Source organism: Streptosporangium sp. NPDC050284 (genome assembly GCF_044459525.1).
In the GTDB taxonomy this organism is placed as follows: Bacteria; Actinomycetota; Actinomycetes; order Streptosporangiales; family Streptosporangiaceae; genus Streptosporangium.
Genome location: NZ_JBITIZ010000005.1, coordinates 24,940 through 49,914, shown reverse-complemented (window position 1 = coordinate 49,914; position 24,975 = coordinate 24,940). Strand labels below are relative to the sequence as shown.

Genomic DNA, 24,975 nt, shown 5'->3' with positions numbered 1-24,975 from the left:
CAGGTCCAGGACCCGTTCCAGTGGGGGCTGCTGCCCTACGACGAGAAGACGGGAAAGTCTCCAGCGGGCAACGCCAAGAAGGGCGTCGAACTCGCCGACAAGTTCAGGCACCTCCCCAAGCCGTCCCCCGGCCCGCCCGACGCCGCCTATGACCGGATCCTCGACAAGCTCGCCGACAAGCAAAAGGACGGCTACTTCACCGCCGGGTTCTTCCGGTCCCTCGGCCCCAAGGGCATGATCGACATGATCAACCGCCTGGAGAGATACGACAAGAAGGCGGCCGACAAACACCGGAAGGTCATGAGCGACGCCCTCACCACGGCGATCGGCGCGCAACCGGCCGTCCTCGGCTCCGCCTGGCAGGCCGACAAGCTCAAGGAGGCACCGACCCACGAGCTGGCGTCCCTGCTCAGACACGGTATGTTCCCCACCGCGTGGCTCACCGAGATAGCGCGCAGCAGGGTGGGCAAGCCGGTCGGCGACGGCTCCCGCCCCCGGCGTTGGGAGACCGACCTCGGCCCACTGCTGCCGGCCCTGGCCAACAACCCCGACGCGGCGAGGGGCCTGTTCAACGCGATGTCCCGAGAAGACCTCCGAGACGTCTTCGCCGAACTCAACCGTTTGGGAGCCACCAAGATCGCCATTTTCCCCTGGCTGGAGATAGAAAAATCGAAATCTCCCTGGCAGGTGCCGAGGAGCATGAATTTCGACGTCGGCGCGGAGTTCGGCCGGATGCTCGCCGTCGCAGGCGGAGCCTACGACAAGGGACCGCACAGCCCCGAGGCCGTGAAGTTCGCCTTCAACGTCATGACCATCATGGGAGACCTCAAGGACACCGACGGCACCGCGGACTCTCCGGCCACCCCGATGGAGGTCGCGCCGAACGCCAGGATCTTCATGTCGACTCTGGCCGGCGCCTACGCCGCCGAGATCACCGAGGGCGCGAACATCGGCGATACCAACATGACCGAGGAGAGCGCACTGAAGCCCTTCACCTCGGCCTTCGGTATGACGTCGGCGTTCACCCTGAGCCCGAAGGACACCTACCGCTTCCTCAAGACCTTCGCCGACTCCCCGGCGAACCTTCTCCCATTTGACCAGGCGATGGGCGGCCTCTCCCAGAAGCTCATCGCCGACGCCTCTGAGAAGACCCGGCGCACCGGAGACGTCGACCACCTGGACCGGGTCTTCACGGCCCTGGGCAACGTACGCGGCTTCGAACTCGCCGCCGTCGAGAAGGTCCAGGGCAACCTGGACTCGATCGACGAGCAGGCGAAGGACACGTTCAACTTCTTCCGCGACACCACCATCGGACTCGCGAGCATGTACATCGTCCCCTTCAAAGCCATGAACTATTTTTGGTTCGGACTTAGCACTACTCTCTCGGGCCACGGCGCCTTCATCGAAGATGACCCCGAGACCCGGATGGACCGGACCAACGCGGCGGAGAGGGTGGCGACCCTCGGCCGTCAGCACATGTACGCGCAAATACTCATGGCCAATGGCTTCGTCCCCAAGGTGGCACCCGCCGAGTTCCAGGCCGGCCGCGCGTCCATCACCGACGCCAAGGGCAACCTCAAACCGTTCTCCGAGTTGATCAAGCCGCCCGATGTCCCCCTCACCGATGCCAAGGGCAACCTCAGGCCACCTTCCGAGTTGGTCGCGAAGGGGGACGAAGGACTCAAGGCGTTCGAACGGTGGATGATTGCCAACGGGATGGGCAGCGATGACAAAACTTCGCTAGGGGGACTATCCAACGAGATGGCGGACCGATTTGAAAGCCGCAACAAGCGAGGGCGGGAACGAGCCCTGGCCTTCGATAGCTAACTTACGAGATCGGCAGACACTCGGTCTCGCCTCGAACCCCATACTGGCCGTCGCCTGGAGACTCCAAGATGATCACCGTCTTGTACTTATCATTGGCGAGTCGGATAGGAGCGTTGCCACGATCTTCGGCAATTCGGTAGGGGGCGACGCGAGAGAGCGCACCCAGCAAAAGATCATTGAGGTTATCTCCATCACGCTGCGCCCCCGAGTCCCTGCCTGTAGCCGCAAACGTACGCTTGGCCATGCCCTCTCCACAGGGAATATCACGCCCACCGGAATCAGTGATTCGGACATCCGAAGCATAGCGCTCCTTCATCAATTCAGTGATGTGCGATTTAAGCGTCTCCCCCGCTTCGGCCGCCGTAGGGTCACTATCCCCACATCCGGACACCATCAGCACCATAAACATGCAGACCAAAACACCGCGCCATACAAAACGTGTCACACATTCCTCCAGAGCTGGCCCGGGTGCTGTAGATCCAATAATGTCCAATAGTCCGCCCGATGTATCGGCATCCGAAGAGGGATATATGAATCCTGGCCCGGACGGTCTGGTGCCCAACCCGCGGCGCCAGGTGCTGGAACAGACATTGGTGGAGCTCAAGGCGAGAGTCGCCCTCCTTGAGGCCGCGCTCGACCCGGCCCACGGCCAGCTCACCGGCAAGTCGGTGTGGGTCGGGCCGAAGGCCCGGACGTTCACCGAAGATCTCACTGCCCGCCACACCCGACTGCGCCAGGCGGCCAGGGCACTCGTCGACATGATCGAAGAGGAGCTTCGGTCGGCTCCGGCGAAGATCCCGCCCTCCGCCACGCGACAGTGACGCATCGGGCCGAAATCCGGCCGGGAGCCGACGTTACCGACTCACGTCATGCTTCGTGACGCACGGCGAGGTTGTCGAAGCCGTCACTCTTGATGCCGGCGAGGAAGGCATCCCATTCGGCCGAGGTGAAGGCCAGCACGGGGCCTTCGGGGTCCTTGGAGTCACGGACCAGGACGAGCAGATCTGCATCCGGACCAGAGTCGGCCTGGGAGGTCTCGGCGAGGGCGACTTCAACGCAGTCGGGACCGTTACCGCTCAGAGTGCTCTTGCTCCAAACACCTACCTCGACACAGTCCTGACCAGCACCACAACGGGAACTCTTGTTCCAGACACCTACCTCGACGCAGTTCTGGCCAGCGCCACTGAGGGAGCTCTTACGCCAGACGCCAACTTCAACGCAGTCGGAGCCGTTGCCGCTCAGTGAGCTCTTACGCCAGACGTCGATCTCAACGCAGTTTTGTCCGTTACCGCTGAGTGAGCTCTTACGCCACATCACCTGGGACAGTTCCGGTGTGAACATTCCACATTGCCTTTCGTGGAGTGGTTACTCGAACTGGGAAGCCGCCTCAGCGATAAAGCGGTGAGATTCGTCCGGATCCAGCGCTTTCGCCCGAAGAAGTCCGTATCGGTAAACATCCGTCTCTCGCTCTATATAGAGACTTCCCGTGAAGTTCTCCATGAACACCACGTCAGGGTCGGCAGGTTCGGGAAACTCCATGATCTCAAATGCGCCGTTCGTGCCGGGATGGACTCCAGCTGCGAAAGGCAGCACCTGGATGGTGACGTTGGGGAGGTCGGTTATGTCGAGTAACCGCTTGAGCTGGGAGCGCATCACCTCAGGTCCGCCGACAGGACGACGGATGACGGCTTCGTCCAGAACAACCCAGAAACGCAGGGGCATGTCTTGAACAAGGAGCGTCTGGCGAACCATGCGAACCTCGACGCGCCGCTCGATCTCGCCCGGGGATGAGATGAACAAGGCGGATCCGACTCCGGCCGCTGCGCCGGCGGACGGATCACCGTCGCCGTCGCCCACCATGATGGAACGCTCCACATCGACGTGATCGACGCCGGATCGGCGACCGGGCACCGCCCCCTGCTGCGCGCGAACGTCTCCCCCGAAAGCGGCGGAGGACGCGGACTCTGGCTGGTCAGAGAACTGTCATCGGCCTGGGGCTGGTACGAGATCCTCACCGGCCGCGTGGTGTGGTTCCAGCTGAACGACCGGTGACCCCATGATCCGCTGGGACCGCCCACCCCGCTGCTTCGGTCCGCACACGAACCCCTCATCTCCTCCTCGACCGACGCCCTCCTGACCGGCGGCACGCCTGAGGTTCGAGCGGCTCGCCGATCAGGAGGGCGGGGCCGTGACCGTCACGGTGAGGGTGTGGGATGACGGTCATGCGGGAGATCAGTCCTTCGGGCGCTCGCCGAGCCTGTCGGTGAAGCCCATGTCGGCCAGCGCCACGCGCAGTAGCGGCACATCCTTCTGCACCACGTCGTACTCGAGCAGTTCGGCCGTACCCGGGTCGATGACCAGGCGGAAGGTGAGCGCGTCGGCCGCCGAGGAGGAAAGGGCGACCCCTGTGCGCCCCAGCACGTCCTTCGCCTCACCCTGCGAGGTGATGCCCGGCTGGTCGGCGAGCACCTTGAACAGGGCGGACCGGGTGCCCGGCGTGATCGGCGCGGTCATCAGGTCCACGCCCGTCTGCCACAGGTAGACGGCCTTGCCCAAGTCCGCGGAGTTGGGGCTGCGCTTCCAGAGGTCGTCCAGGTGGCGCTTGAGCTCGTCCTTGCCGGTGGGCAGCTTGGTGACGTTCCGCAGGTTCAGGCTCGGGTTGTCGATCGACAGGATCGGCTCGAAGGTGTCGTCGGCGGTCCTGGGCTTGTCGTCCGCCAGTATGGGCGACCCCGCCGCCTTCCAGGCGGCCTCGTCCTGCGGGGAGCCGAACGTGACCTTCACGTCCTGGTTGCTCGCCCTCCGGCCGGCCTCGCCCGCCTTCATGGCGCGCCAGGTCTCGCGAGTGTCGGCCCGGTAGGCCTCGTACGGCAACTCGGCCGACTCCGCCTTGGTCTTGGCCGTGGACTCGCCGGGGGCGTTGTCCACCTTCTGCAGGGTGCGCTCGTTGACGTACCAGTAACGGCCGGAGTGCGCCGGTTCCCGCCGCGCGGTCGAGGCTGCGGCCAGCAGGAACGTGCGCGCGTCGGCCACGCGTTCTGGCGTGCCCTGCGTCGTGGAGGCGACCACCGCGCCACTCGGGCCCGTACCGGCCGGGTCCGTACCGGAGCCGCCGGTCGTGACGACGACGGCCGTGGCCGCGAGCCCGGCGGCCACCGTGCCGGCCATCAGGAAGTGCGGCCACCGCAGGCGCGGCCGGGCCGGGTGAGCGGGCCGGGCCTGTTCGGCACGTGGAGTGGCGAAGGCGCGGGCCAGGTCGCCCGCCCGGCGGCGGCGGTAGCCGTCTTCGGTCAGCTCGTCCAGCTCACCGGGCTTGAGCCGGGCGAAAGTGCGGTCATCCATGAAAGGGGTCTCCAAAGGGGTGCGGATCAGGATTCGAGACTGCGAACGCGGCGTGGGCCGCCGACGCGCATCGCCTGGGTGAGGCGCTTGCGCGCCCGGTGAAGCCGGACGTTGTACGTGCGGACCGAACACCCCATGACGGTGGCGGCCTGCTCCGGCGGCAGGCCGTACCAGGTGGCGAACACCATCGCCTCCACGTCCTGCTCGGGCAGGGCCGACAGCGCGGCCAGGGCGTTCTCCCTGTCGATGACGTGCTCGGCCACATCCCACGCCACGTGGTCGCGTGCGGTGGTGAGGGCGGCTATCCGATCGACCAGGGCCTGGCGGCGGGTGCGCGAGTCGCGCTGCTTGGCCAGCAGGTTGCGGGCCACGCCGAGCAGCCAGGGCAACGCCGGCTCGGGGAGTTCCGCGAGCCGCCGCCACGCCACGAGGAACGTCTCGCTGCAGACGTCCTCGGCCGCGTCGCGCTCGGCCCGCAGCAGGGCGTAGCCGAGCACGCCGCGGTAGTGCCGGTCATACAGGTCGGTGAATCGTTCTTCGGGATCGTCCACACCAAGTAGTCCCTCCGAACGCGTCCGGATTACCGCGTCCCGTCGATTCATCCCTCATGCTCGCGGCACCATATGGGCTGACGGCGATCACTGACGCACGCTGCAAGGCCACCACCTGCGCGATGACCCGCCTACGGCGAAGCAGACCGTGTGGATCGCCCTACTTCAGGAACTGGCGCGATAGGCCGGACTCACCCTGTCCCTTGATCACATCATCCGGCTTGACGACTGAGGGGCAGCGGGCGGATACTGACCGTGTCGTGTCCTCTGGGGCACGGAAGTGGCGCCGGGAACCCCCCGATGGAATCGGGAGCCCGGCGCTTGCGTTTTCTTCCCTCACGTCTCCGACGCTTCCAGGAATGTGACGCGGCCTTCAAACAGCGGCCACCATCGCTGATCTCCACCCAGCCATCCGGTCACGATCCCCGCGACGACATCGGCCGTCCACAGCGCGGCATCCGAGCTGGCTCGTTCCCAGCTGACCGACATCTCAGTGGCGATACGCCCACTTCGGCGCAGAGCCGTAAGAATCGCCTTGTCGCCTGCGTCCTGCTCCCGGCGCGACTCGAAGACCACTGTCCCCACTTGACGTTCGGACAACTCAGGCAGCAGTCGGAGTAGCGCATGACGCCTGGCGCGTTCCGAGCGGCTCGCAGCGCCGTACAGGCTGACGGCGACCACTGACGCACACTCCAAGGAGGCCACCGCCTGAGCGATGAGATGCCTGCGTGCGACCCGCTCCGTCCTCCAGTGAACAGTTGGCGCCTTGCCGTACCGCAGGGCATCCATCGTCGCCCTGATCCGGTCTGGTTTCTCCGTCGGCAGAAGGACCGCGGCAAGGACATAAACGCAGTCGTCATCCTGACGGATGCGACAGCTTTCATCGACGAAGGCGAAGAGCACTCGCCGAACTTCACGTCACCCAGAGCTTCCATCACCTCACTCTTTGCCATCAACGCACAGCCGATCGACGGAGCAACGCCCACCACAAGCCCATGTCGGAGAAGGGCTTCCCGCGCGGGGTCCGAGTCGGCCGAAACCTTTGGGGTCACATCGGGCTCCGGGGATGCCGTCCGCAGCCTCCACCATCACGACAATCTGGAGGGACGAAACCGGATGGGCCGGAGAGGACCTCGGCATTACCCTTGGCTGAGCCTCCATGGTCGGGTTGGCTCCACGGTGAACTGAGTCAACGGATAGGCTGCCAAAATGACCTTCTGGAAAGCCGGGGCCGCCCACCTGGGCACATGCCGTCATCGCGCTTTCCTGCCAGGTCGTCACCTTTCTGGCCCTCACCCGGAGACACGATGCCTCCTTCTGCCGACCCAACCGTCTCCGTCACTCTGGCGGAGATAGCCAGGATCGCCGGTGTCGGGCGCGCGGCCGTCAGCAACTGGCGCCGCCGCCACGACAGCTTCCCCGCGCCGGTCGGCGGTACGGACACCAGCCCGCAGTTCGCGCTGTCGCAGGTGGAGGAGTGGCTGAGGCGGCAGGGCAAGCTCGACGAGGTCGGCAGCCGGGAACGGCTGTGGCCGGAGTTCGAGGCGCTCGGCGACCGCGACGCGATGGGGAGGGCGATCGCCGTCGCCGGTGCCCGGCTCGCGAGGCTCACCGATAAGGAAGCGGGACCCGATGACAGCGCCGGATGGCTTCCCGGCGGCACCGACCTCTCCGATGCTCAGCGGTCCCTGGTGGAACGCGCGGTCGGCCTGGCGAAGAAGCACGGCGCCCGGGACACCTTCGACTTCCTGCTCGGCCGTTGGCTCGACACCCACGTACGGCAGATCAATGTCACGCCGTCCCCGCTGGCGGCGCTGATGGCCGAGGTCGCCGAGTTGTCGCGCGGCGGCGAGGCCGGTGACGTCGGCACCGTGCTCGACCCCGCGTGCGGCACGGGCGGTCTCCTGCTCGCCGCCGCCCGGCAGTGGGCCGGTACGGCGGACTTGCCCGCCTCGGGTGCCCCGCTGAGACTGCTCGGCCAGGACGTGGACGCGACCCAGGCGGCGCTCGCCGCCGTACGGCTCCTGCTCGCCGGCCGCTCCCCGGAGCGTGAGAGCGCCTGGGGGGTCGACGTACGGGCGGGGAACACGTTGCGCGCCGATCCCCATCCCGATGTCCGCGCCGACGTGGTGCTGTGCAACCCGCCGTTCAACGAACGCGACTGGGGATACGAGGAACTCGCCACCGACGCCCGCTGGACGTACGGTCTGCCTCCCCGCACCGAACCGGAACTCGCCTGGACGCAGCACGCGCTGAGCCGCCTGGCACCCGGCGGGACGGCCGTGCTGTTGCTGCCGCCCGGTGTCGCCTCCCGCAGGGCGGGGCGCCGGGTCCGGGCGGGGCTGCTCCGCAGCGGCGTGCTGCGCGCGGTGGTCGCCCTGCCTCCGGGGTCCGCGCCCCCGCACAGCGTCGCGCTGCACCTGTGGGTCCTGCGGGCACCGGCCGAGGGCGGAACGGACGCGGGGGCCGGGGTGCTCCTGGTCGACGCGGCCGACGTCCAGCAGGAGCCGTCGGGGGGAACGCAGCGAGCGGGCAGGGCGGCGATCGACTGGCCCCTCCTGCACAGGCGCGTGGTGTCGGCCGTCCAGGAGCTCCGGACGATCCAGACAACCCAGACGGGCCAGGCACCCCAGACGGCTCCGGGGGCTCCGGCGGGAAACGCCGACGGGGACCGGCCGGCCGATCACGCCGTGGTCCCGGTGATCGACCTGCTGGACGAGGAGGTGGACCTCACCCCCGCGCGGCACGTCCCGAAGAAGGCGACCTCCGCGAACCTGGGCCTGCGGCGCTCGTGGAACCGGTTCGGTACCCTCCTCCACGAGTTGCGCGATCTGACCGCGACCCTTTCCGCCCTCGAACTGAGCGGCGAGGAGCCCGCGGGCCAGGGCACGGTGACCGTGGGCGACCTGCTCAGGGCGGGTGCGCTCACGATGCGAGCCGGGCAGCAACCGGCCGACGGCGTGGTGCGCACCGGCGACGCCCCCGACGACGCCGTACGCGTGCTGACCGTCGCCGACGTGCTGGCCGGAGGCAGGTCGTCCGGCTGGCTGACCGCGCCCGACGCCTCCGCGGGAGAGAACGCGGGCGGCCTCACCCTGACCGCACCCGGGGAGGTGGTGGTCGTCGGCGCCCATCGGGCGTTCGGCGCCTGGGTCGAGACCGACGCCCCCACGGTGCTGGGTTCTCAGTTGTACGCTCTCCGGGCCGATCCGGCACTCCTCGATCCCTGGTTCCTCGCCGGTTGCCTGCGCGCCCCGGCCAACGCGAGGCAGGCGGGCACCCACGCCTCGACGTCCTCCCGCATCGACGTCCGCAGGCTGCAGGTGCTGCGGCTTCCCCTCGACGAGCAGCGCCGCTACGGCGAGGCCTTCCGGCGGCTCACCGCCTTCGAGCGATCACTGCGAGAGGCGGGGACGATCGGCGGGAAGCTGGTCGACGGTCTGACCGACGGCATCGCCGCGGGGAGGCTTCCGGGAAACCGGCCGTGATCTCCGCCGGATAACACCTCGAACCGGACGTGATCTCCACCGGACACCACCCGGAACCGGCCACGATCCCCTCCGGACAACACCCCGGACCGGACGCGGGCGATCACCTGGGCGTTCGCGACATCGCGCGGCCGGACAAGGCGAGCCTCCATACCCTGCCGACATTTCATGATTTATCTAGGTATCGGACCCGGTTTGCCGACTGGGGGTAAACGATGTTCGATGTACCCCAGTTCGCGTTCCTGTCACAGTGGTCCGCACCTGCTGTGCCAACCGTAAGAAGGCGGTAGGCATGGATTTTCGGGTTCTCGGCCCGCTGGAGGTTCATCATGACGAGGCTCGCCTGGGACTGGGCGGTCCACGTCAGCGGGCGGTGCTGGCGCGGCTGCTCGTCGCGGGTGGCGCGCTCGTCTCCACCGATACCCTGATCGACGATCTGTACGGTGACGCCCCGCCGCCGAGCGTGGTGGCCACCCTCCAGGCGTACGTGTCCAACCTGCGCCGGATCATCGAGCCGGAACGCCCGCCGCGCACCCCGCCTCGACTGCTCGTCGGGCGGCCGCCCGGTTACCTGCTCGCCGCGACCGACGTCGACGCGGTCCGGTTCACCGAGCTGGTGTCCGGGACGGAGTCACGTCCCGCCGCCGAGACGCTCACCCGCGTGGAGGAGGCGCTGCGGCTCTGGCGCGGCCTGCCGTACGGCGAGTTCCACGGTGAGCTGTGGGCGGCCGGTGAGGTCAACCGCCTGTGCGAGCTGCGCCTGGTCGCGGTCGAGCGGCACGCCCAGGCCCGGCTGGATCTCGGCCGTCCGCAGGCCGTCATCACCGGCCTGGAGGCCGAGGCGGACGCGAACCCGTTGCGCGAGCGGCTCTGGCATCTGCTGGCCCTGGCCCTGTACCGCACCGGGCGGCAGGCCGACGCGCTGGCCGTGCTGCGCCGGGTCAGGGACCTGTTCGCCGAACGGCTCGGCCTGGATCCCGGTCCCGGGCTGCGGGCGCTGGAGGCGGACATCCTGCGGCAGTCCGACCGGCTCCTGCTCCCCTCCACCCCCGAGGTTCCCGTTCCGATCTCTCCTGCCCGCCGGGTCCCGCACGGCAGGGACCGGCAGCTCGCCGCCCTGGAGGGCCTGCCGGCGCGGGACGGCGGTCTCGCGATCGCCACGGTGAGCGGTGAGCCCGGCATCGGCAAGACGTGGCTGCTCGAAGCCTTCAGGGACCGGTACGCCGAGTCCGGCCGTCTGGTGCTGTGGGGCCGTTGTCCCGAGACCGAGGGTGCCCCGCCGCTCTGGCCGTGGTTACAGATCCTGCGGGCACTCGCCCGCGTCTGCCCCCCGCCGGACCTCGATGCCCTCGCCGGGCTGATGGACGACGAGACGCCCACGGGCTCGGCGGAGGCCGCCCGGCTCCGCCGCCACCAGGCCGTCGCCGACTGGGTGAGGGAGACCGCGCGGACCCGGCCCACGGTGATCGTCCTGGACGATCTGCAGTGGGCCGACGCGGCCTCGCTCGGCCTGCTCGGCGACCTGGTCACGCTCATCGGCGACGCGGAGAACGACATGGGGAGCGGCTCGGGGGACGACACGGGGAGCCACGCGGCGAGAGGTGCCGCCGTCATGGTGGTCACCGCGTTCCGCGAGGGTGCGGACCTGCTCCCCCTCGACGGCGTGCTGGGTCGGCTCGCCCGCCACAACCCCCTCCGCCTGCGCCTGACCGGTGTCGGCTCCGACACCGTACGGGCCATCGCCGCGGAGATCGGTGTCGAGATCGACGGGGGCGCCGCCCGCGCGCTGACCGAACGCACCGGCGGCAACCCCTTCTTCGTCAGGGAGACCGTGCGGATGCTCGCCCAGGGCGGCACCCTGGACGCGGTACCCGGCGCGGTCGCCGACCTGATCCGGCGACGGGTGGCCGCGCTCGGCCCGCAGGTCGGCACGGTGCTCAGGAGGGCGGCGGTGCTCGGCCGGGACTTCGATCCCGACGTCGTCGCCCAGGCATGCCGGGGTGAGGTGTACGACCCGCTGGACAGGGCCGCGCACGCCGGGCTGCTGCTGGCCCGCGACCGTCGCATGGCCTTCGCGCACGACCTGGTCAGAGAGACCCTCCTGGAGGACATCCCCCCGCTGCGCAGGGCGAGGATCCACCGGGAGGTGATGAAGGCCCTCGCCGCCCGCCCCGCCGTGGACGTGGCCGTCATCGCCCATCACGCGATCGAGGCCGGTCCCGCCGCGTACGGTGAGGCGACGAGGTGGGCCCGCGCCGTGGCGGAGCAGGCGTCCCTCCGGCTCGCGTACGAGGAGGCGGCCCTGTGGTGGGGCCGGGCGGTGGAGGCCCACGGCTCCTCCGCCGGCGACCCGCTCGACCACGTCGAACTCCTGTTGCGGCAGATCCAGGCACTGCTGCAGGCCGGGGACCCACTCGGTGCCCGCGAGGCGCGGGCACGGGCCATCCGCGTCGCCGACCGCGCCGTCGATCGGGGCGGCCCCACGCTGATCGCCCGCGTGCTGACCTCGCTGGACGCCCCGTCGGCCTGGACCCTGCGCAACCCGTACGAGGAGGTGGAGCTTCGGCTGGTGCACCGCTTCGAGGTGGCCCTGCGGTCGCTGCCGGAGGAGGACGGTCCCGAGCGGGCGCGGCTGCTCGGCGGGCTCGCGCAGGAGCTCTACGACGGAAGCGACGACCCGCGCTGCGACTCCTTCTCCGCCGAGGCCGTCGCGATGGCGCGCAGGCTGGGGGATCCGCACCTGCTCATGCGGATGCTCAACGCCCGCCAGCTATCGCTGCCCCAGGCGGCCCACCCACACGAGCTGATCGAGATCGCCACCGAGCTGGTCGAACTGGCCGTGCGGACCCGGATGCCGGAGTACGAGCTGCTCGGGTGGATCCTGCTGACCCATCACAGGCTGCAGCTGTTCGACGTGGCCGGCGCGGACGAGGCCGCCCTCCGCTGCGACGCGATGCTGGAACGGCTGCCGCTGCCCTGGCCACGCTTCCAGCACACCATGTGGCGCGCCAACCGGCTGGTCCTGGCCGAGTGTTTCGACGATGCCGAGGCGCTGTATCACGAGGCGGAGCGGCAGGCCGGACGGCTCGGCATGTGGTACGCGGGCGCGGTGGTGGCCACCGGACGCATCCTGCTGCATCACCGGCGCGGTTCCATGGCCGACGCCGAGTCACTGATCGACTCGATCACCGGCATCCACACCACCATGGACCACGACGCCGGGATCCTGCGGCTGTGCGCCCAGGGCCGCGTCGAGGAGGCCGCGCGAACGGTCGAGAACGGCTGGCCCAAGCCGCCGGGCGACTGGTCCTGGCTCACCATGACCTGCCTGCAAAGCGAGGCCCGAGCCGCGGTCGGCGACCTGCCGGCCTGCCGGGAGAGCTACGCGGCGCTACTGCCGCACGGCGGGAGCATCGCGGTGGGCTCGGCCATCGCCCTGGCGGGCCCGGTGGACTGGTTCCTCGCCCTGCTCGCCTCGACGCTGGGCGAGCACGAGAGCGCCGCCGGGCATCTCCTGAGCCTGGCCGGGCAGGCCGACAGGAACGGGCTCACCGCCTGGCGGGACCGGGCGGCGGCGCTGTCCCGAGGGAACGGCGAGGCGGGAACGGCCCCGGGCCCGCTGGGCGCTGCCCGGCGGGTGGGGCCGTCGTTCGGTCGATGAGCCGCCCGAGACAGTGAGCCGCTCAGGCCATAAGCCGCTCAGGCAGACCCGCAGGGCGAGTCACGCGGCGACAAGGGGACGATAGGACGAAGGGCACGCCGCTCAGGCGGTGAGCCGTTCGGCGACGAGATCCACGAAACGCTCGTGCTGCAGCCGGGCCATGTCCGGGTCCAGCACGAGCGCGTTCCCCTCCTGCCCGGCGGTGTCGCCGAACTCCCGGACCATGTTGAGAACCTTGTACACGTTGACGACCTGGTAGACGGCGACGATCTCGTAGACATAGCCCGCCATCGGGGCGATCTGATAGGTCGCCAGGCCGTTCGCCCGATCGGCGGCCGTGGAGTCGGCCTTGAAGCCGAACCGTTCGGCCAGCACGTCGCGGGTGAGGTTCCGCGCCGCCGTGAGCGCCCGGTCGATCCTGACCCGGTCGCCGCTGGTCATCTCCCTGCCGAACGAGGCGAGGAACGCCGGATCCTTCTTCGAGATCGCCGCCACCACCGCGGAGGCGAACTCCTCCTGCTTGGCCGTCACCCCACCGGCCGGACGCACGATCTCGGGGAACCTCTCAGCCACCGGCCCGATCCCCAGGATCAGCCCCCGATAGACACTCTCACCGTCGTACGCCGAGACCACGGCCCCCGCACCGGCCACGACCACACCGGCACTGGCACCGGCCGCGTGCACCGGCACCACCACCGCACCGGCCGCCAACCCCGCGACCAGGGCCGCCAGAACCACCTTCGACACCCGCATCGAACTCCTTCCACAAACGTGAACGATGGATGAAACCCGGTCGTGAGACCGGAGCGGTCCCCGGCGGCGAACGCACCTCGCGCCGCGACCGGGGCCCGCCGGGCTCAGCCTGGAACCCACTCGTGTTCCGGCCGGTACGACCGGCCGGAACAGGGCCCCTTCGAACTCGGGTCGGCAACGCCCGGCCCGGTCACGACCGTTCTTCGCGGCGCGAGGGGCGCTCTGACGCCGATCTCGCCGACAGGCTGGCCCGCCACTCCGGGCTCTCGCCGCGTACCGAGCACAGAGGGGTGCCACCGGGCAGGCGGTGCCGCGTCCTGGCCACCACCGCGTAGACCAGGTGTGCCGCCCAGGACACCGGGGGGACCGACATGAGCCTCCCGAGCACGCGCCACCCGCGCGAGCGCTGCCAGACGAGCAGGGCGGCGAAGGCCCGCGCGCCACCGGCCGGAGCCTTCCCCTGCTCGATCCACCAGGCGGCCCCGGCCACCTGTTCCCGCGAGAGCCCGTGATGTGCGAGGTCGAGGGCCTGCCAGGCGAAGGTGTCCGGCCAGTCAGGGAGCACACGGCGCAGGGTGCGCAGCGCGTTCGCGCAGAATCCGCAGTCGCCGTCGTAGACCAGGAAGCGGGCGGGCGTTCCCACCGGGATCACGGCCGCCCCTCGGGAGCCGGGCCCGCATGGGCCGGAGCGGGGCCGGGAGACGCCCGCCCGGCCTCGTCCCGGAGATCGGGAGCGGTGATCGCCTCCGGGGACGCGGCGCCGACCACCGCCTCCTGTGGTGCGACCCCTGCCTCCTGCGGTGAGGGAACGGCCGTCACCTCATCCGGAACGGCGGAGGCGGCACCCGCGGTCGCGCCCGTACGGCGCGCGAGGACCGGCCACGTCGACCGTACGCGGTCGAGCCGGGCGAGGACCCGCAGGCGGCCGGGCAGCCGGAACGGCACGTCGACCGGGCGCAGATGGAGCACCAGGCAGGCGAGCATCGCGAACATGAAGCTTCCGAGGCCCATGAGCACCCCGATCGAGATGTGGAAGGCGACACCCGCGGCGAGCAGGTACGGCCGGACCGGTCGGCGAGCGATCATTCCGAGCGCGATCGCGAACTCGATGACGAGTGGCCCCCACGTCATCAGGGTGACGCCGATCGGGTTGATCAGGATCGGGGTGAGCAACGGCTTGATCCAGCTCGGCATGCCGAAGAACGGGTCGGTGAGCCAGTACCACAGCCCCGTGCCGTCGGCCCACTCCGCGTGGCTCAGCTTGGCCACCGACGCCTGGAAGTAGAGTCCCGCGACCTGCAGGCGGATCACGAAGAAGGTCGTCCAGGCGAAGAACGACAGGGCCGGGCGTCCGCTCACGTCGACGGGCGGGCCCCAGTGCCACCTGCGCCCGTCCAGCAGCGCGACGGGAAGCAGCAGCAGGGTGACGACCGCGCTGATCTGGTCGCCCCCGTCGGGGATGGTGGCCGACGCCATCAGGCTGACCGTGACCCACCAGTGGCCCAGGGCGGTGAACCTCGGACGCCAGCCGATGACCACGAGAAGCAGCAGGCCGATCGAGAGGAAACGGGCGATCTCCAGCTGGTCGCTCGGGACCACGCAGAAGACGCTGACCTGGGCGATGCCCGAGCAGTTGGGGAAGCCCGACATTCCCTGCGCGGGGCGGAAGAGCGAGGTGCTGTGACTGAACAGGAGGGTTCCCAGCGTGCCGAGCGCCATCAGGGTGCGGGCCAGGCCGTAGACGTTCGTCCATGGCGAGACCCGCGCGAGGCGCGCGACGGCGAGACCGGCTCTGGTCAGCATGTGACCTCCAATCGGGCGACCCTGGCGGGCATGGCCGTTTCGCTCCCGGCCCACGCCCACGGCAGCGGCTCGCGCTGGATCAGGCCCACCGAGCCGCAGTGGATGGGGTTGGGCGCGATGTTGCGTATCGTCACGGCGCTGGGGGCGCGGTCGAGGCATGAGGCGACGTCGCCGCCGTCACACGCCACCCATCCGTCGGCGGGAACCGAGGTCTGCATGATGCCGAGTTCCAGCCCCTGTGCCCGGGAGCGCCGGTTGAAGCCCAGCACGTTGCGCGGTTCCGAGTGCGGGCCGAGTCGCGCGTCCTGCCAGCCACCGGTGCCCGCGGTCTGCCACACGCCGATCTGCGGTTCGCGCGGCGATTTGGTGAAGAATGCCCACCCCTGCGGGGTGAGGGTGGTGATGGTCAGCCTCAGCTGCTCCTGCCCGGGAAGTGAGAGGGCGTTGCTCGGCAGCTGGGTGTGCACCACGTAGAAGATCACTGATCCCCAGAAGGCGACGATGCCGACGAGCGCCCACCCGAGGCGCCTGGCCATGGCGGTTTCGGTCAACGGAATCTCCGTGGATTCTCAAGGCCCGGTTCCGCGCCGGATGCGGCGCGGAACCGGGCGCGGGGGCCGGAGATCAGGCGGCGAGCCGCTCGGCGACGAGGTCCACGAAACGCTCGCGGTCGAGCCTGGCCAGGTCGTCGCTCACCAGGGCCTCGGTCCAGTGCCTGATCTCGTAGACATTGGACTCGCGGACGGCGTTGGCCATCTTGTACACGTTGACGATCTCGTAGACGTTGCCGAGGTAGACCATGTACACGAAGACCGCCAGGCCGTTCACCTGGTCGGTGGCCGTGGCGTCGGCCTTGAAGCCGAACCGTTCCGCCAGCACGTCCTTGGTGAGGTTCTGCGCCCTGGTGAAGGCCCGGTCGATCCTGACCCGGTCGCCGCTGGTCATCTCCCTGCCGAACGATTCGAGGAAGGCCGGGTCCTTCTTCGAGATCGCCGCCACCACCGCGGAGGCGAACTCCTCCTGCTTGGCCGTCACCCCACCGGCCGGACGCACGATCTCGGGGAACCTCTCAGCCACCGGCCCGATCCCCAGGATCAGCCCCCGGTAGACACTCTCACCGTCGTACGCCGAGACCACGGCCCCCGCACCGGCCACGACCGCACCGGCACTGGCACCGGCCGCGTGCACCGGCACCACCACCGCACCGGCCGCCAACCCCGCGACCAGGGCCGCCAAGACCATCTTCGATACCCGCATCGAACTCCCTTCACGAACGTGAGACGGCACACGGAATCCCGATGTGAGCTCGTTGGCCGGCGACCGGAGCCTTTTCCTACGGTCCGCGACATTCCGGCGCAAGAGAGGTTGGATTCCGGCCATTGTCTCCACGGACTTTTCGCCGCTTCGACGGAGAGTGTCACGAGCGATTTGGCGTGCGCTTGGAACGGCGCCGCCCCCGCCAGTGAATCACTTGGAACCCAGCTCAGCCTGGTCAGGCCAGCACAAATCAGACCAGCCCGCTCCGGTCCGCGCCCCGATGGGTTTCCATGCCGCCAACTGCGGGGTCCGTTTTGGATTCTTCTCGACCGGGAAAAGGCCCCGCGCGGGCGGCCGTTCCGGATGGTCGCTCAGCTGCGACCTCGGGAAAGGCCGCGACACCGCGTCAGTATGTCGTCACACTGAGGTGTGACAAAGTCGGTTGATTGCGGCAGCGCGCGAAGCCCTTGAACCCGATTTACGTCATATACAGCCTAATTCCGCATTAAAACAGCATTTACGGCACACTTTGCCCCCGCTGGAACCTGCGGAGCCCGGCTGACATCCAACCCCGTACGACTGACGTCCTTTTATCGGAAGTGAGCCGTACATCCCCCAGGTTGATGACATATGAGGTGTCGTGACTATGGCGTCGAATGTAACGCGGTTATACCAGGCGGTGCTGCGCGACCCGGTCGCCCCGATCTCGATCCGGCTGCGCCGCACCTTCTCGGAGTGGGTCGAGCAGAAGGGGTTTCCGCCCCCGGGTGCCGCGCGGGCGATGGTCGAGGCCGAGGCCGGCCGGGCACGGCTCACGATGGAACGGCGCGGCGACTGCGGCCGATACACGCTGGACGAGCCGTACGGGAAAGGACACCTGAAGACCCGGGTGACCTACACCGAGTCGGTGGCGGGCATGACCGGGTGGGTGATCGTCACCGTGGACCGGCACGAGGGACGCGACCAGGAAGAGCACCGGCCGGCGCCGTACCAGAACGGAAAGCACGCAACGGACCGACATGAACCGGTGTCGCAGCAGAATGGAAAACCCGAAAAAGGGCGACATGAACCAGGGGCGTACCAGAACGGAAAGCGCGATCCGGGGCGAACGGAAAGGCGAGAACCGCCGACGGCGAGCGTGCCCGGGTTCCTCCCCGCGTACCTGCGCACCGCGCGGATCAGCGACGGCGGCATCCACCTGGAGGACGGCCCGCTGGTTCTCCATGAGGACGACCTGGACCGGTTCGTCCCGGTGATGACCGAGCCTCTCCGGAGGGCGCCGATCCTCGTCCTCTCCGTGGATCCGCAGAACCCGGAGGCCGCGCGGGCCCATGCCGACTATCTGGCCGGCGCGGTCACCGGTGCGGGCCTGGTCGTACGGCTCGCCGACCTGCACACCCAGAACCGGTTCAACAAGGCGATGGGCAAGGAGCTGGGGGTGTTCGGCGGCGGGATTCGCACCTATCTCGCCCCCTTCGACCCCGCCGGGGAGCCCTACCCCCGCAGGCATCCGCCCATGGGCGCCGCCATGATCCGGGAACAGGGTGATGCCGCCCTCGACCTGATCGCCACCGGAGCGGTCGATGCGACCGCCCGTCGCGAGCTTCCCGACGACATCCGGCGGACGCTCAGCGTCGTCTACCGCGTGCTCGCCGGACGCGCCGAACTGAGTGAGATCGCCGAGGCCGCCGCACCCCGGCCCGCGAGGGCCGATGCCGCCCGTGAGGAGCTGCGGCGGCGGATGATGGCGATGACCCGGCGTCCCGCGCCCGTCGCGCTCCCCGCTCCCGCCACCCCCGCCTCGGTCGCCAGGACCGCCGAGGGCTCCGCACCCGGTCCCCGCTCGGAGGAGCCCACCGCCACCACGGAGCCCGAGGAGACAGGAACGGCCACCTCAGCGGGAATCCCTGCGTCAGGTACGGAGGAGATCGCCCAGGTGGTGGCGGACATGGTGGTCAAGGAGTTGCGCGGGGAGCTGGAGACGGCACTGGGGCTCGCCACGTCGTCACAGGCCGCGGGCGCCGACTCCGACAGGGTGCTGCGCGAGATCCGCGCGCTCGGCGCGCACCTTTCCGGCCTGCGCGACATCGTCGCGGAACAGCGTGACATCGTCGCCGGACGGCATGGCGACCTCACGCACCTCCGGAGCGACAGCACGGGAGGGCACGGCGACGTCGTCGAATCCCGGGGGCACATCAACGGACGTCACATCAACGGACGTCGCGGCGATGGATCCCTCGCGGAGGAGGGGAGCGAGCGACCGGCCACGGAGACCGGGAGCCTGCGCGAGGAGCACCGGCTGCTCACCGAGGAGTACGCCGAGGCCGTCACGAACGCGAGGAAGCTCACCGAGCGGGTCCGCTGGCTGGAGGCGAGGCTCGCGGAGGCGGGCCAGCCCGTGTACGGCGTGAACGCGGAGGTCCCCGTCTTCGAACCCGCCAGCCTGATCGAGGTCCTGATCGAGGCCCGCCAGAGCCTGCGCCACATCGTCGTCGGCGACACCGACGGTCCGGCGGCCCGGCTGGACCTGGATCATCCGGCCCAGTCGCGGACCTGGGCGGCGAAGGCCTGGGACTCCCTGCGCGCCCTGGAGGACTTCGCGAGGGCTCGGTCCGGAGGGGAGTTCGCGGGCGGCTTCTACGATTGGTGCGCCCAGGGCTCCCCCGGGCGCCTCACCATCCCCACCGGGATGCTGTCCATGCGCGAGTCGAAGAGCGTGGTCACCCGCGCCAAGTTCAGCGATCGCCGGACCTTCGCCGTCCCGCCCGAGGTGAACCCCGGCGGGCAGGTCCTGATGGAGTCCCACGTCAAGCTGCGGCCCGTGGGCTATCCCGCGCCCCGGATGTACTTCCACGACGACTCCGGCGGCACCACCGGCAAGATCTGGATCGGCTACCTGGGCGAGCACCTCCCCAACACCCGGACGAACTGACCGCCCCGTGGTCTTCGTGTAGCGTCTCAATCTGAGTGTCATTTTCTCAGGCTGAGTGTCGTCTCGGTGTCATTTCCGTCTCACGCCATGCGTCGTCTTCTTTGATCATTTACCTGCGGCGGGGCTGATTGGTCTGGCACGGTCCACAATGTGATCGTTGATCTTGCCACGGTTCGTCCGGTTGGTCCGGCCAGGGTTTCGGTACGGTCTGCCGTCGGCGGGAGTGGTTGTTCGACCGGGACCTGCTCGGGGCATTGACCTCCGCCGATCTCGCAGGTGGGACGTTCAACGAAGCGTTGGAAGCAATCGCCGGCTGGCCAGAGCGGCTGGTTCGTGCCCACCTTCTGCATCTGCTCTGGAACCAGACTTGCATCGTTGACTTGGACTCGGTATTGAGCGGCGACCATGTCCTGGGGAGGATCAAGTGAGTGGTGCGGGGGCACGCCTCAGAGTCGGAACGCGGTTCATCTGGGACGGGGAGACGTTCGAGGTCGTGGAACTGGTGCCGCACAGAACCGGCAACGAACTGGTCTTGAAGGACGCCCGCGGCAATGTTCGGCGCGCATCCCAGCGTGAGCTGCTGTTCTCCGGGAGAGCGCGGATCATTCCGGACGATGACGGTCCCTCGGCGAGCGACCCCTATGAGACCGTCGCGGCGGTGCTGGCCAGGCTCACCCCGGCTCAGCGCGAAGGTCGAGGAGAAGACCGCGCACCTGGAGGAAGTCCTAACGGGGTATCGGCTGGGCTCGGCCGAGTCGGCTGGCCTCGGCGAGCCCCGCGAGGGCTTCGACCCGGACCTGCCGATCACCAGTCGCTACGCCGCCAAAGCTGCCGAACTGGGCGTGACGCGCAGGACGTTGGAGCGATGGGTTTCGGAATACAAGGATCTCGGTCCGGCCGCTCTGGCAGCGGGCATGCAGCCCCGCCGCGAGGGGCAATTGGAGCGTGCTGATCCACGCTGGGTGGAGATGGCCCTGGAGATCATGGCCGAGCACACCGAACAGTCGCGTCCGACGCAGGCGATCATCATCGAACGCACCGCGGCTCGTCTGACCACTCGGTTCGGGGCCGATACGGTGAAGATGCCGAGCCGGGCCACGGCCTACCGTCTGCTTGAGGAGCTGGACCGGCGGGTTCCAACGTTCCGGGGCAGCGCGAAGCGACGCCGGGAGGCCGCAGACCAGCCGGATTCGGCTTACGACCGGTTGCGACCCACCCGGCCGGGCGAGTATCTGCTGTTGGACACGACGCGTTCGGATGTGTTCGCACTGGACCCGATCACCTTGAGGTGGGTGCAGGCCGAGATCACGGTGGCGATGGACTGGTACACCCGCTGCATCACGGGTTTGCGGGTCACGCCGGTCTCGACGAAGGCCGTTGACGTCAGCGCGAGCCTCTTCCAGACGTTCCGGCCGCGCGCGGCGGACAAGAGCTGGCCAGCCCACGCGCTCTGGCCCGACCACGGCGTTCCGCGCGGGGTGCTGGTGGACCGGGACGCCTACAGCCGATACGAGGTGCCGCAGTTGGCGGGCCCAGCGCTGGTGCCGGAGACCATCGTGATCGATCATGGCAAGGTCTATGTCTCCGAGCACGTGACCAGTGTCTGCCGGCGGATGGGCATCTCGATTCAGCCAGCCCGGTTGCGGACGGGCCGGGACAAGGGTCCGATCGAGCGGTTCTTCCGGACGATGCGAGAGAGCCTGCTGGAGGCGCTTCCCGGTTACAAGGGCCCGGACGTCTACTCGCGCGGCCTCAACCCGGCAGGAGAAGCGTTCTTCTTTTTGGACGAGCTCGAGGCGATCATCCGGGAATGGGTGGCGGTCATCTATCACCACCGGCCCCACCGTGGCCTGGTCGATCCGCGGCTGCCTGGGTTGGAGTTGTCGCCCGCGATGATGTTCGAGCAGGGGGCGCCCGCTCGGGATATGTCGAGGTTCCTCGGGACCGGGATTTGGGATTTGAGTTCCTCAAAGTCGAGTACGTACCGATCCACCGCTACGGCGTGGAGATCAACAGATGCCGCTACAACGGCAACGGCATCAACGACTTTCGCGGCAAGACCAGCCCCTACCTGGGCGCCGCCAAGGGCCGTTGGCCCGTCCACATCGATCTCGACGACATCACCAAGATCTATTTCCGGCATCCGGAGACCCGGACCTGGCATCAGCTGGACTGGGAACACGCCCCCATGCTGGAGACCCCGTTCAGCCTCGAGGCTTTGAAGTTCTCTCGCCGGCTCGCCGCCGCGAAGTACACCTATCCAGACGACAGGCTTGCGATTGCGGACCTGCTCAAACGCTGGAACATGGGCCTGGATCTCGACCGGACAGAACGGCGGATGGCACTGCGGCTGGCCCGGAAGCAGGCCGCCATCAACCTGCCGGAGCTTAAGGAGCCGGCCGTCTCCGAACTCGCGTCGGTCCGCAAGGCACTCGGCGCCGAAGAACCGGAACCCGATGCGCCTCAACCCGCTATCGGCGGTGATGACGACGACGAGATCGAGCTCGACCTGGTCCCGCACGCGCAGCGGGCCTGGGACGGGATCGAAGACGTCCGTTCCGACGACAGCAGCCTGGCCGACTTCGACGAGGACTTCTACGCCACTGCCCGGAAGGATGCCGATGACTGAGCTGGGCTCCACCTCGGCTGCGGAAGCCGATCTGCGGTTGAAGCTCGATCACTTGACGTTGTCCCGGAAGGAGGGGTTCAAACGGCTGGTCGAGGCTCCGGCCCGTCGGCAGCCCGACCATCTGACGCGACAGCAGCTGAAAGCGCTGAGCGAGGCCGCGCTCGCCGAACACAACCAGCTGCGCCGGAAACTGCATGCCAATATCGGACCGATCGCCACCCCTCAGATGGACGAACTGCTGGAGGACCTCTGGGACATCGTCGACAGCAACGACCAGGACGGCGACAAGGTCAAGGGCGGCATCGCCATCGACGCCTTCCCCGGCCTGGGTAAGACGACCGCCATGCTCACCTTCGCCAAGAAGTTTCACAAGCGTGAGATCGCCGAGAACGGCGGGTTCACCGACGCGGGCCACGAACGGTGGCCCGTCTGCCGGGTCGGGCTGACCAGCAACACCAGCATGCGCGACTTCAACCGGGCCGTCCTAGAGTTCTACGGACACCCAGGACGCCGCCGGGGCACCGCCGCCGAGTTCGGCTACTACGCCCTCGATACGATCGTCTCCTGCGAGGCGAAGGTCCTCATCGTGGACGACCTCCACTTCCTGAAATGGCGGAACAAGAACGGGATCGAGGTCAGTAACCACTTCAAATTCATCGCCAACGAGTTCCCCATCACCCTGCTGATGGCCGGAGTCGGGCTCGAGTCCAAGGGCCTGTTCAGTGAGGGCGACAGCTACGAGGACGCCGTCCTCGCCCAGACCGGACGACGGACCACCCGTCTGGGTATGGACCCGTTCCTCATCAACACCGAGGAAGGTCGCCAAGGCTGGCGGGACACCCTGCTGGCGATCGAGCAGCGCGTGGTGCTCGCCGACAACTACCCCGGAATGATCGCCGATGACCTCTCTGACTACCTGTTCGCCCGCAGCACCGGCCACATCGGCTCGCTAATGACCCTCATCAACCGTGGCTGCCAGCGGGCCGTCCGCACCGGTGCCGAGCGGCTGGACATCGCCCTGCTCGACCGCGTCAAGAACGATGCCGCCGCCGAAGCCGGCCGGCTGGAACTCCAAACGGCCTTCGCCCTTTCAGGAAGCGGGACAGCTGGGCCGGTATGGCTCATCGGGGATGTACTGCTGCCATTCCTGACGCGTGAACGAACGAACCGCGATGTCGCAGACCGCTCGAAGAAGATCAGGCGGCAAGGCGACGTCCCAGATCCGCATCGTCTGGTCTGCGCCGACGGTGACCAGGCGCTTACCGTCAGGGTCGAACGCCACCGAGTTCACCGCGCCGGTGTGGCCGGTGAGGCTGCGGATCAGGCCGCCAGTGTCCGCATCCCAGATCCGCATCGTCTGGTCTGCGCCAGCGCTGGCCAGGCGCTTACCGTCAGGGTCGAACGCCACCGAGTTCACCGCGCCGGTGTGGCCGGTGAGGCTGCGGATCAGGCCGCCAGTGTCCGCATCCCAGATCCGCATCGTCTGGTCTGCGCCAGCGCTGGCCAGGCGCTTACCGTCAGGGCTGAACGTTACCGAGTGCACGACGCCCTGGTGGCCGGTGAGGCTGCGGGTCGGAAAGCCAGTGTCCGCTACCCAGCTCACCGTCCCGCGGGTGACCACATCCCAGATCCACACCGTCCCATCACCGTCACCGGCGACGGCCAGGTGCTTGCCGTCCGGGCTGAACGCCACCGAGAACACCCGGATGGAGGCCACTTCGACGCCGTTTAGGCGGCCGGTGGCCACATCCCAGAGCCGCACCCTCATGTTGGTGATGGTGACCAGGCGCTTGCCGTCAGGGCTCAACGCCACCGCGTACACACTCTCCACATCGCCGGTGTGGCCGGTCAGGGTACGGACCAGGTTGCCGGTGGCCACATCCCAGATCCGGACCGTGTTGAAGACGCCGACGGTGGCCAGGCGTTTGCCATCCTGGCTGAACACCATCAAGGACACCCAGTCGTTGTTGCTGGTGAGGGTGCTGATCTGGCCGCCGGTGTCCGCGTTCCAGATCCGCACCGTCCCATCACCGTCGTCGGCGGCGGCCAGGTGCTTGCCGTCCGGGCTGAACGCCACCGACCGCACCGGGCGAGTGCCACCAGTGAGAGTACGGATGGGGCGGGCGATAGCCACATCCCAGATCCGGACCGTCTTGTCGTCACCGGCGCTGGCCAGGTGCTTGCCGTCGGGGCTGAACGCCACCGAGACCACCTGGCTGGTGTGGCCGGTGAGGGGGGCGCCGATTTGACGGCCGGTGTCCACATCCCAGGTCCGCACTGTGTGGTCGTAGCCAGCGGTGGCCAGGCGCTTGCCGTCCGGGTCGAACGCCACCGAGTACACGGCCCCCTGGTGGCCGGTGTCGGTGCGGATCGGGCGGCGGCCAGTGTCCGCGTTCCAGATTCGCACCGTCTTGTCGTCACCGGCGCTGGCCAGGCGCTTGCCGTCCGGGCTGAACGCCACCGAGTTCACCCAGTCGGTGTGGCCGGTGAGGGTGCGGATCAGGCCGCCAGTGTCCGCATCCCAGATCCGTACCGTCTTGTCGTCACCGGCGACGGCCAGGCGCTTGCCGTCCGGGTCGAACGCCACCGAGTTCACCCAGTCGGTGTGGCCGGTGAGGGTGCGGATCAGGCCGCCGGTGTCCGCATCCCAGATCCGTACCGTCTTGTCGTCACCGGCGACGGCCAGGCGCTTGCCGTCCGGGTCGAACGCCACCGAGTTCACCCAGTCGGTG

Annotated in this window: 22 protein-coding genes and 1 pseudogene; 10 read left to right on the top strand and 13 right to left on the bottom strand. The window is 68.6% G+C overall.

Features of this window, described 5'->3' with window-relative positions; translation table 11 throughout:
• Positions 1-234: 234 nt before the first annotated feature.
• Positions 235-1,827 (top strand): hypothetical protein, encoded by a 1,593-nt coding sequence (locus tag ACIBH4_RS13565; protein ID WP_362763584.1) that lies wholly within the window; start codon positions 235-237, stop codon positions 1,825-1,827.
• Position 1,828: 1 nt separating this feature from the next.
• Here ACIBH4_RS13565 and ACIBH4_RS13560 read toward each other — a convergent pair whose 3' ends face one another.
• Positions 1,829-2,272 (bottom strand): hypothetical protein, encoded by a 444-nt coding sequence (locus ACIBH4_RS13560; RefSeq protein WP_362512908.1) that lies wholly within the window; start codon positions 2,270-2,272, stop codon positions 1,829-1,831.
• 85 nt (positions 2,273-2,357) lie between these two features.
• Here ACIBH4_RS13560 and ACIBH4_RS13555 point away from each other — a divergent pair, with 85 nt between their 5' ends.
• Positions 2,358-2,648: a hypothetical protein gene (locus ACIBH4_RS13555; protein ID WP_362763581.1), complete on the top strand. Its 291-nt coding sequence runs from the start codon at positions 2,358-2,360 to the stop codon at positions 2,646-2,648.
• 46 nt (positions 2,649-2,694) lie between these two features.
• On the opposite strand, the gene ACIBH4_RS13550 is transcribed toward ACIBH4_RS13555, so the two are convergent.
• Together ACIBH4_RS13550 and ACIBH4_RS13545 are read right to left on the bottom strand one after the other, a co-directional pair.
• Positions 2,695-3,168 (bottom strand): DUF397 domain-containing protein, encoded by a 474-nt coding sequence (locus ACIBH4_RS13550; RefSeq protein WP_362512914.1) that lies wholly within the window; start codon positions 3,166-3,168, stop codon positions 2,695-2,697.
• Positions 3,169-3,192: 24 nt separating this feature from the next.
• Positions 3,193-3,702, bottom strand: a complete 510-nt coding sequence (locus ACIBH4_RS13545; RefSeq protein WP_362512917.1) for a DUF5753 domain-containing protein — start codon at positions 3,700-3,702, stop codon at positions 3,193-3,195.
• Positions 3,703-3,708: 6 nt separating this feature from the next.
• On the opposite strand from ACIBH4_RS13545, the gene ACIBH4_RS13540 reads away from it, so the two are divergent.
• Positions 3,709-3,879 (top strand): hypothetical protein, encoded by a 171-nt coding sequence (locus ACIBH4_RS13540; RefSeq protein WP_362512920.1) that lies wholly within the window; start codon positions 3,709-3,711, stop codon positions 3,877-3,879.
• 180 nt (positions 3,880-4,059) lie between these two features.
• Here ACIBH4_RS13540 and ACIBH4_RS13535 read toward each other — a convergent pair whose 3' ends face one another.
• The 3 genes from ACIBH4_RS13535 to ACIBH4_RS13525 form a co-directional block, all read right to left on the bottom strand.
• Positions 4,060-5,169: a CU044_5270 family protein gene (locus ACIBH4_RS13535; protein WP_362512923.1), complete on the bottom strand. Its 1,110-nt coding sequence runs from the start codon at positions 5,167-5,169 to the stop codon at positions 4,060-4,062.
• A 26-nt stretch (positions 5,170-5,195) separates the two neighbouring features.
• Positions 5,196-5,720 carry a sigma-70 family RNA polymerase sigma factor gene (locus tag ACIBH4_RS13530; RefSeq protein WP_362512927.1) on the bottom strand — a complete coding sequence of 175 codons (525 nt, stop codon included), beginning with the start codon at positions 5,718-5,720 and terminating at the stop codon, positions 5,196-5,198.
• 336 nt (positions 5,721-6,056) lie between these two features.
• Positions 6,057-6,623 carry a hypothetical protein gene (locus tag ACIBH4_RS13525; protein WP_362512931.1) on the bottom strand — a complete coding sequence of 189 codons (567 nt, stop codon included), beginning with the start codon at positions 6,621-6,623 and terminating at the stop codon, positions 6,057-6,059.
• Positions 6,624-7,027: 404 nt separating this feature from the next.
• Between ACIBH4_RS13525 and ACIBH4_RS13520 the strand changes: the two genes are divergently transcribed.
• Positions 7,028-9,208: an N-6 DNA methylase gene (locus ACIBH4_RS13520; RefSeq protein WP_362512934.1), complete on the top strand. Its 2,181-nt coding sequence runs from the start codon at positions 7,028-7,030 to the stop codon at positions 9,206-9,208.
• A 292-nt stretch (positions 9,209-9,500) separates the two neighbouring features.
• Positions 9,501-12,869, top strand: coding sequence for a BTAD domain-containing putative transcriptional regulator (locus tag ACIBH4_RS13515; protein ID WP_362763579.1), 3,369 nt, complete (start codon positions 9,501-9,503; stop codon positions 12,867-12,869).
• Between the two features lie 102 nt (positions 12,870-12,971).
• Here the strand turns inward: ACIBH4_RS13515 and ACIBH4_RS13510 are convergent, their stop codons facing one another.
• The 5 genes from ACIBH4_RS13510 to ACIBH4_RS13490 form a co-directional block, all read right to left on the bottom strand.
• Positions 12,972-13,622 carry a hypothetical protein gene (locus ACIBH4_RS13510; protein ID WP_362512940.1) on the bottom strand — a complete coding sequence of 217 codons (651 nt, stop codon included), beginning with the start codon at positions 13,620-13,622 and terminating at the stop codon, positions 12,972-12,974.
• Between the two features lie 190 nt (positions 13,623-13,812).
• Complete coding sequence (locus tag ACIBH4_RS13505; RefSeq protein WP_362763576.1) at positions 13,813-14,274, bottom strand: DUF393 domain-containing protein; 462 nt, start codon at positions 14,272-14,274, stop codon at positions 13,813-13,815.
• A complete protein-coding gene (locus tag ACIBH4_RS13500; RefSeq protein WP_362763573.1) occupies positions 14,271-15,425 on the bottom strand; it encodes a sporulation-delaying protein SdpB family protein in 1,155 nt (384 codons plus the stop codon). The genes ACIBH4_RS13505 and ACIBH4_RS13500 overlap by 4 nt, the downstream gene beginning before the upstream one ends.
• Positions 15,419-15,976: an SdpA family antimicrobial peptide system protein gene (locus ACIBH4_RS13495; protein ID WP_362512949.1), complete on the bottom strand. Its 558-nt coding sequence runs from the start codon at positions 15,974-15,976 to the stop codon at positions 15,419-15,421. Before ACIBH4_RS13495 ends, ACIBH4_RS13500 begins: the two co-directional genes overlap by 7 nt.
• A 73-nt stretch (positions 15,977-16,049) precedes the next feature.
• Entirely contained in the window at positions 16,050-16,682 is a 633-nt protein-coding gene (locus tag ACIBH4_RS13490; protein ID WP_362512952.1) for a hypothetical protein, read from the bottom strand.
• Positions 16,683-17,328: 646 nt separating this feature from the next.
• Between ACIBH4_RS13490 and ACIBH4_RS13485 the strand changes: the two genes are divergently transcribed.
• From ACIBH4_RS13485 to ACIBH4_RS13465, 5 genes and pseudogenes are all read left to right on the top strand, one after another.
• On the top strand, positions 17,329-19,614 hold the full coding sequence (locus ACIBH4_RS13485) for a hypothetical protein (protein WP_362763570.1): 2,286 nt from the start codon (positions 17,329-17,331) through the stop codon (positions 19,612-19,614).
• 227 nt (positions 19,615-19,841) lie between these two features.
• A complete protein-coding gene (locus ACIBH4_RS13480) occupies positions 19,842-20,042 on the top strand; it encodes a hypothetical protein (protein ID WP_362763567.1) in 201 nt (66 codons plus the stop codon).
• A 213-nt stretch (positions 20,043-20,255) separates the two neighbouring features.
• A complete protein-coding gene (locus ACIBH4_RS13475) occupies positions 20,256-21,836 on the top strand; it encodes a hypothetical protein (protein WP_362512958.1) in 1,581 nt (526 codons plus the stop codon).
• The gene (locus ACIBH4_RS13470; RefSeq protein WP_362512962.1) at positions 21,803-22,243 is read left to right on the top strand and encodes a hypothetical protein; all 441 of its coding nucleotides are present in this window, start codon (positions 21,803-21,805) and stop codon (positions 22,241-22,243) included. Before ACIBH4_RS13475 ends, ACIBH4_RS13470 begins: the two co-directional genes overlap by 34 nt.
• Positions 22,230-22,880, top strand: a pseudogene (locus ACIBH4_RS13465) (AAA family ATPase); the annotation flags it as partial. The gene ACIBH4_RS13470 and the pseudogene ACIBH4_RS13465, both read left to right, overlap by 14 nt.
• 312 nt (positions 22,881-23,192) lie before the next feature.
• On the opposite strand, the gene ACIBH4_RS13460 reads toward ACIBH4_RS13465, so the two are convergent.
• Together ACIBH4_RS13460 and ACIBH4_RS13455 are read right to left on the bottom strand one after the other, a co-directional pair.
• Positions 23,193-23,318, bottom strand: coding sequence for a hypothetical protein (locus ACIBH4_RS13460; RefSeq protein ID WP_362763843.1), 126 nt, complete (start codon positions 23,316-23,318; stop codon positions 23,193-23,195).
• 15 nt (positions 23,319-23,333) lie between these two features.
• The coding region (locus ACIBH4_RS13455) for a WD40 repeat domain-containing protein (protein ID WP_399172073.1) at positions 23,334-24,975 on the bottom strand (1,642 nt) is incomplete at its 5' end.

Coding starts and splice junctions, on each gene's coding strand:
- ACIBH4_RS13565 (WP_362763584.1), top strand. CDS start 235: ATGATCGACATGATCAACCGCCTGGAGAGATACGACAAGAAGGCGGCC.
- ACIBH4_RS13510 (WP_362512940.1), bottom strand. CDS start 13,622: ATGCGGGTGTCGAAGGTGGTTCTGGCGGCCCTGGTCGCGGGGTTGGCG.
- ACIBH4_RS13470 (WP_362512962.1), top strand. CDS start 21,803: ATGCTGGAGACCCCGTTCAGCCTCGAGGCTTTGAAGTTCTCTCGCCGG.
- ACIBH4_RS13520 (WP_362512934.1), top strand. CDS start 7,028: ATGCCTCCTTCTGCCGACCCAACCGTCTCCGTCACTCTGGCGGAGATA.
- ACIBH4_RS13515 (WP_362763579.1), top strand. CDS start 9,501: ATGGATTTTCGGGTTCTCGGCCCGCTGGAGGTTCATCATGACGAGGCT.
- ACIBH4_RS13535 (WP_362512923.1), bottom strand. CDS start 5,169: ATGGATGACCGCACTTTCGCCCGGCTCAAGCCCGGTGAGCTGGACGAG.
- ACIBH4_RS13500 (WP_362763573.1), bottom strand. CDS start 15,425: ATGCTGACCAGAGCCGGTCTCGCCGTCGCGCGCCTCGCGCGGGTCTCG.
- ACIBH4_RS13490 (WP_362512952.1), bottom strand. CDS start 16,682: ATGCGGGTATCGAAGATGGTCTTGGCGGCCCTGGTCGCGGGGTTGGCG.
- ACIBH4_RS13485 (WP_362763570.1), top strand. CDS start 17,329: ATGGCGTCGAATGTAACGCGGTTATACCAGGCGGTGCTGCGCGACCCG.
- ACIBH4_RS13475 (WP_362512958.1), top strand. CDS start 20,256: ATGAGACCGTCGCGGCGGTGCTGGCCAGGCTCACCCCGGCTCAGCGCG.
- ACIBH4_RS13550 (WP_362512914.1), bottom strand. CDS start 3,168: ATGTTCACACCGGAACTGTCCCAGGTGATGTGGCGTAAGAGCTCACTC.
- ACIBH4_RS13555 (WP_362763581.1), top strand. CDS start 2,358: ATGAATCCTGGCCCGGACGGTCTGGTGCCCAACCCGCGGCGCCAGGTG.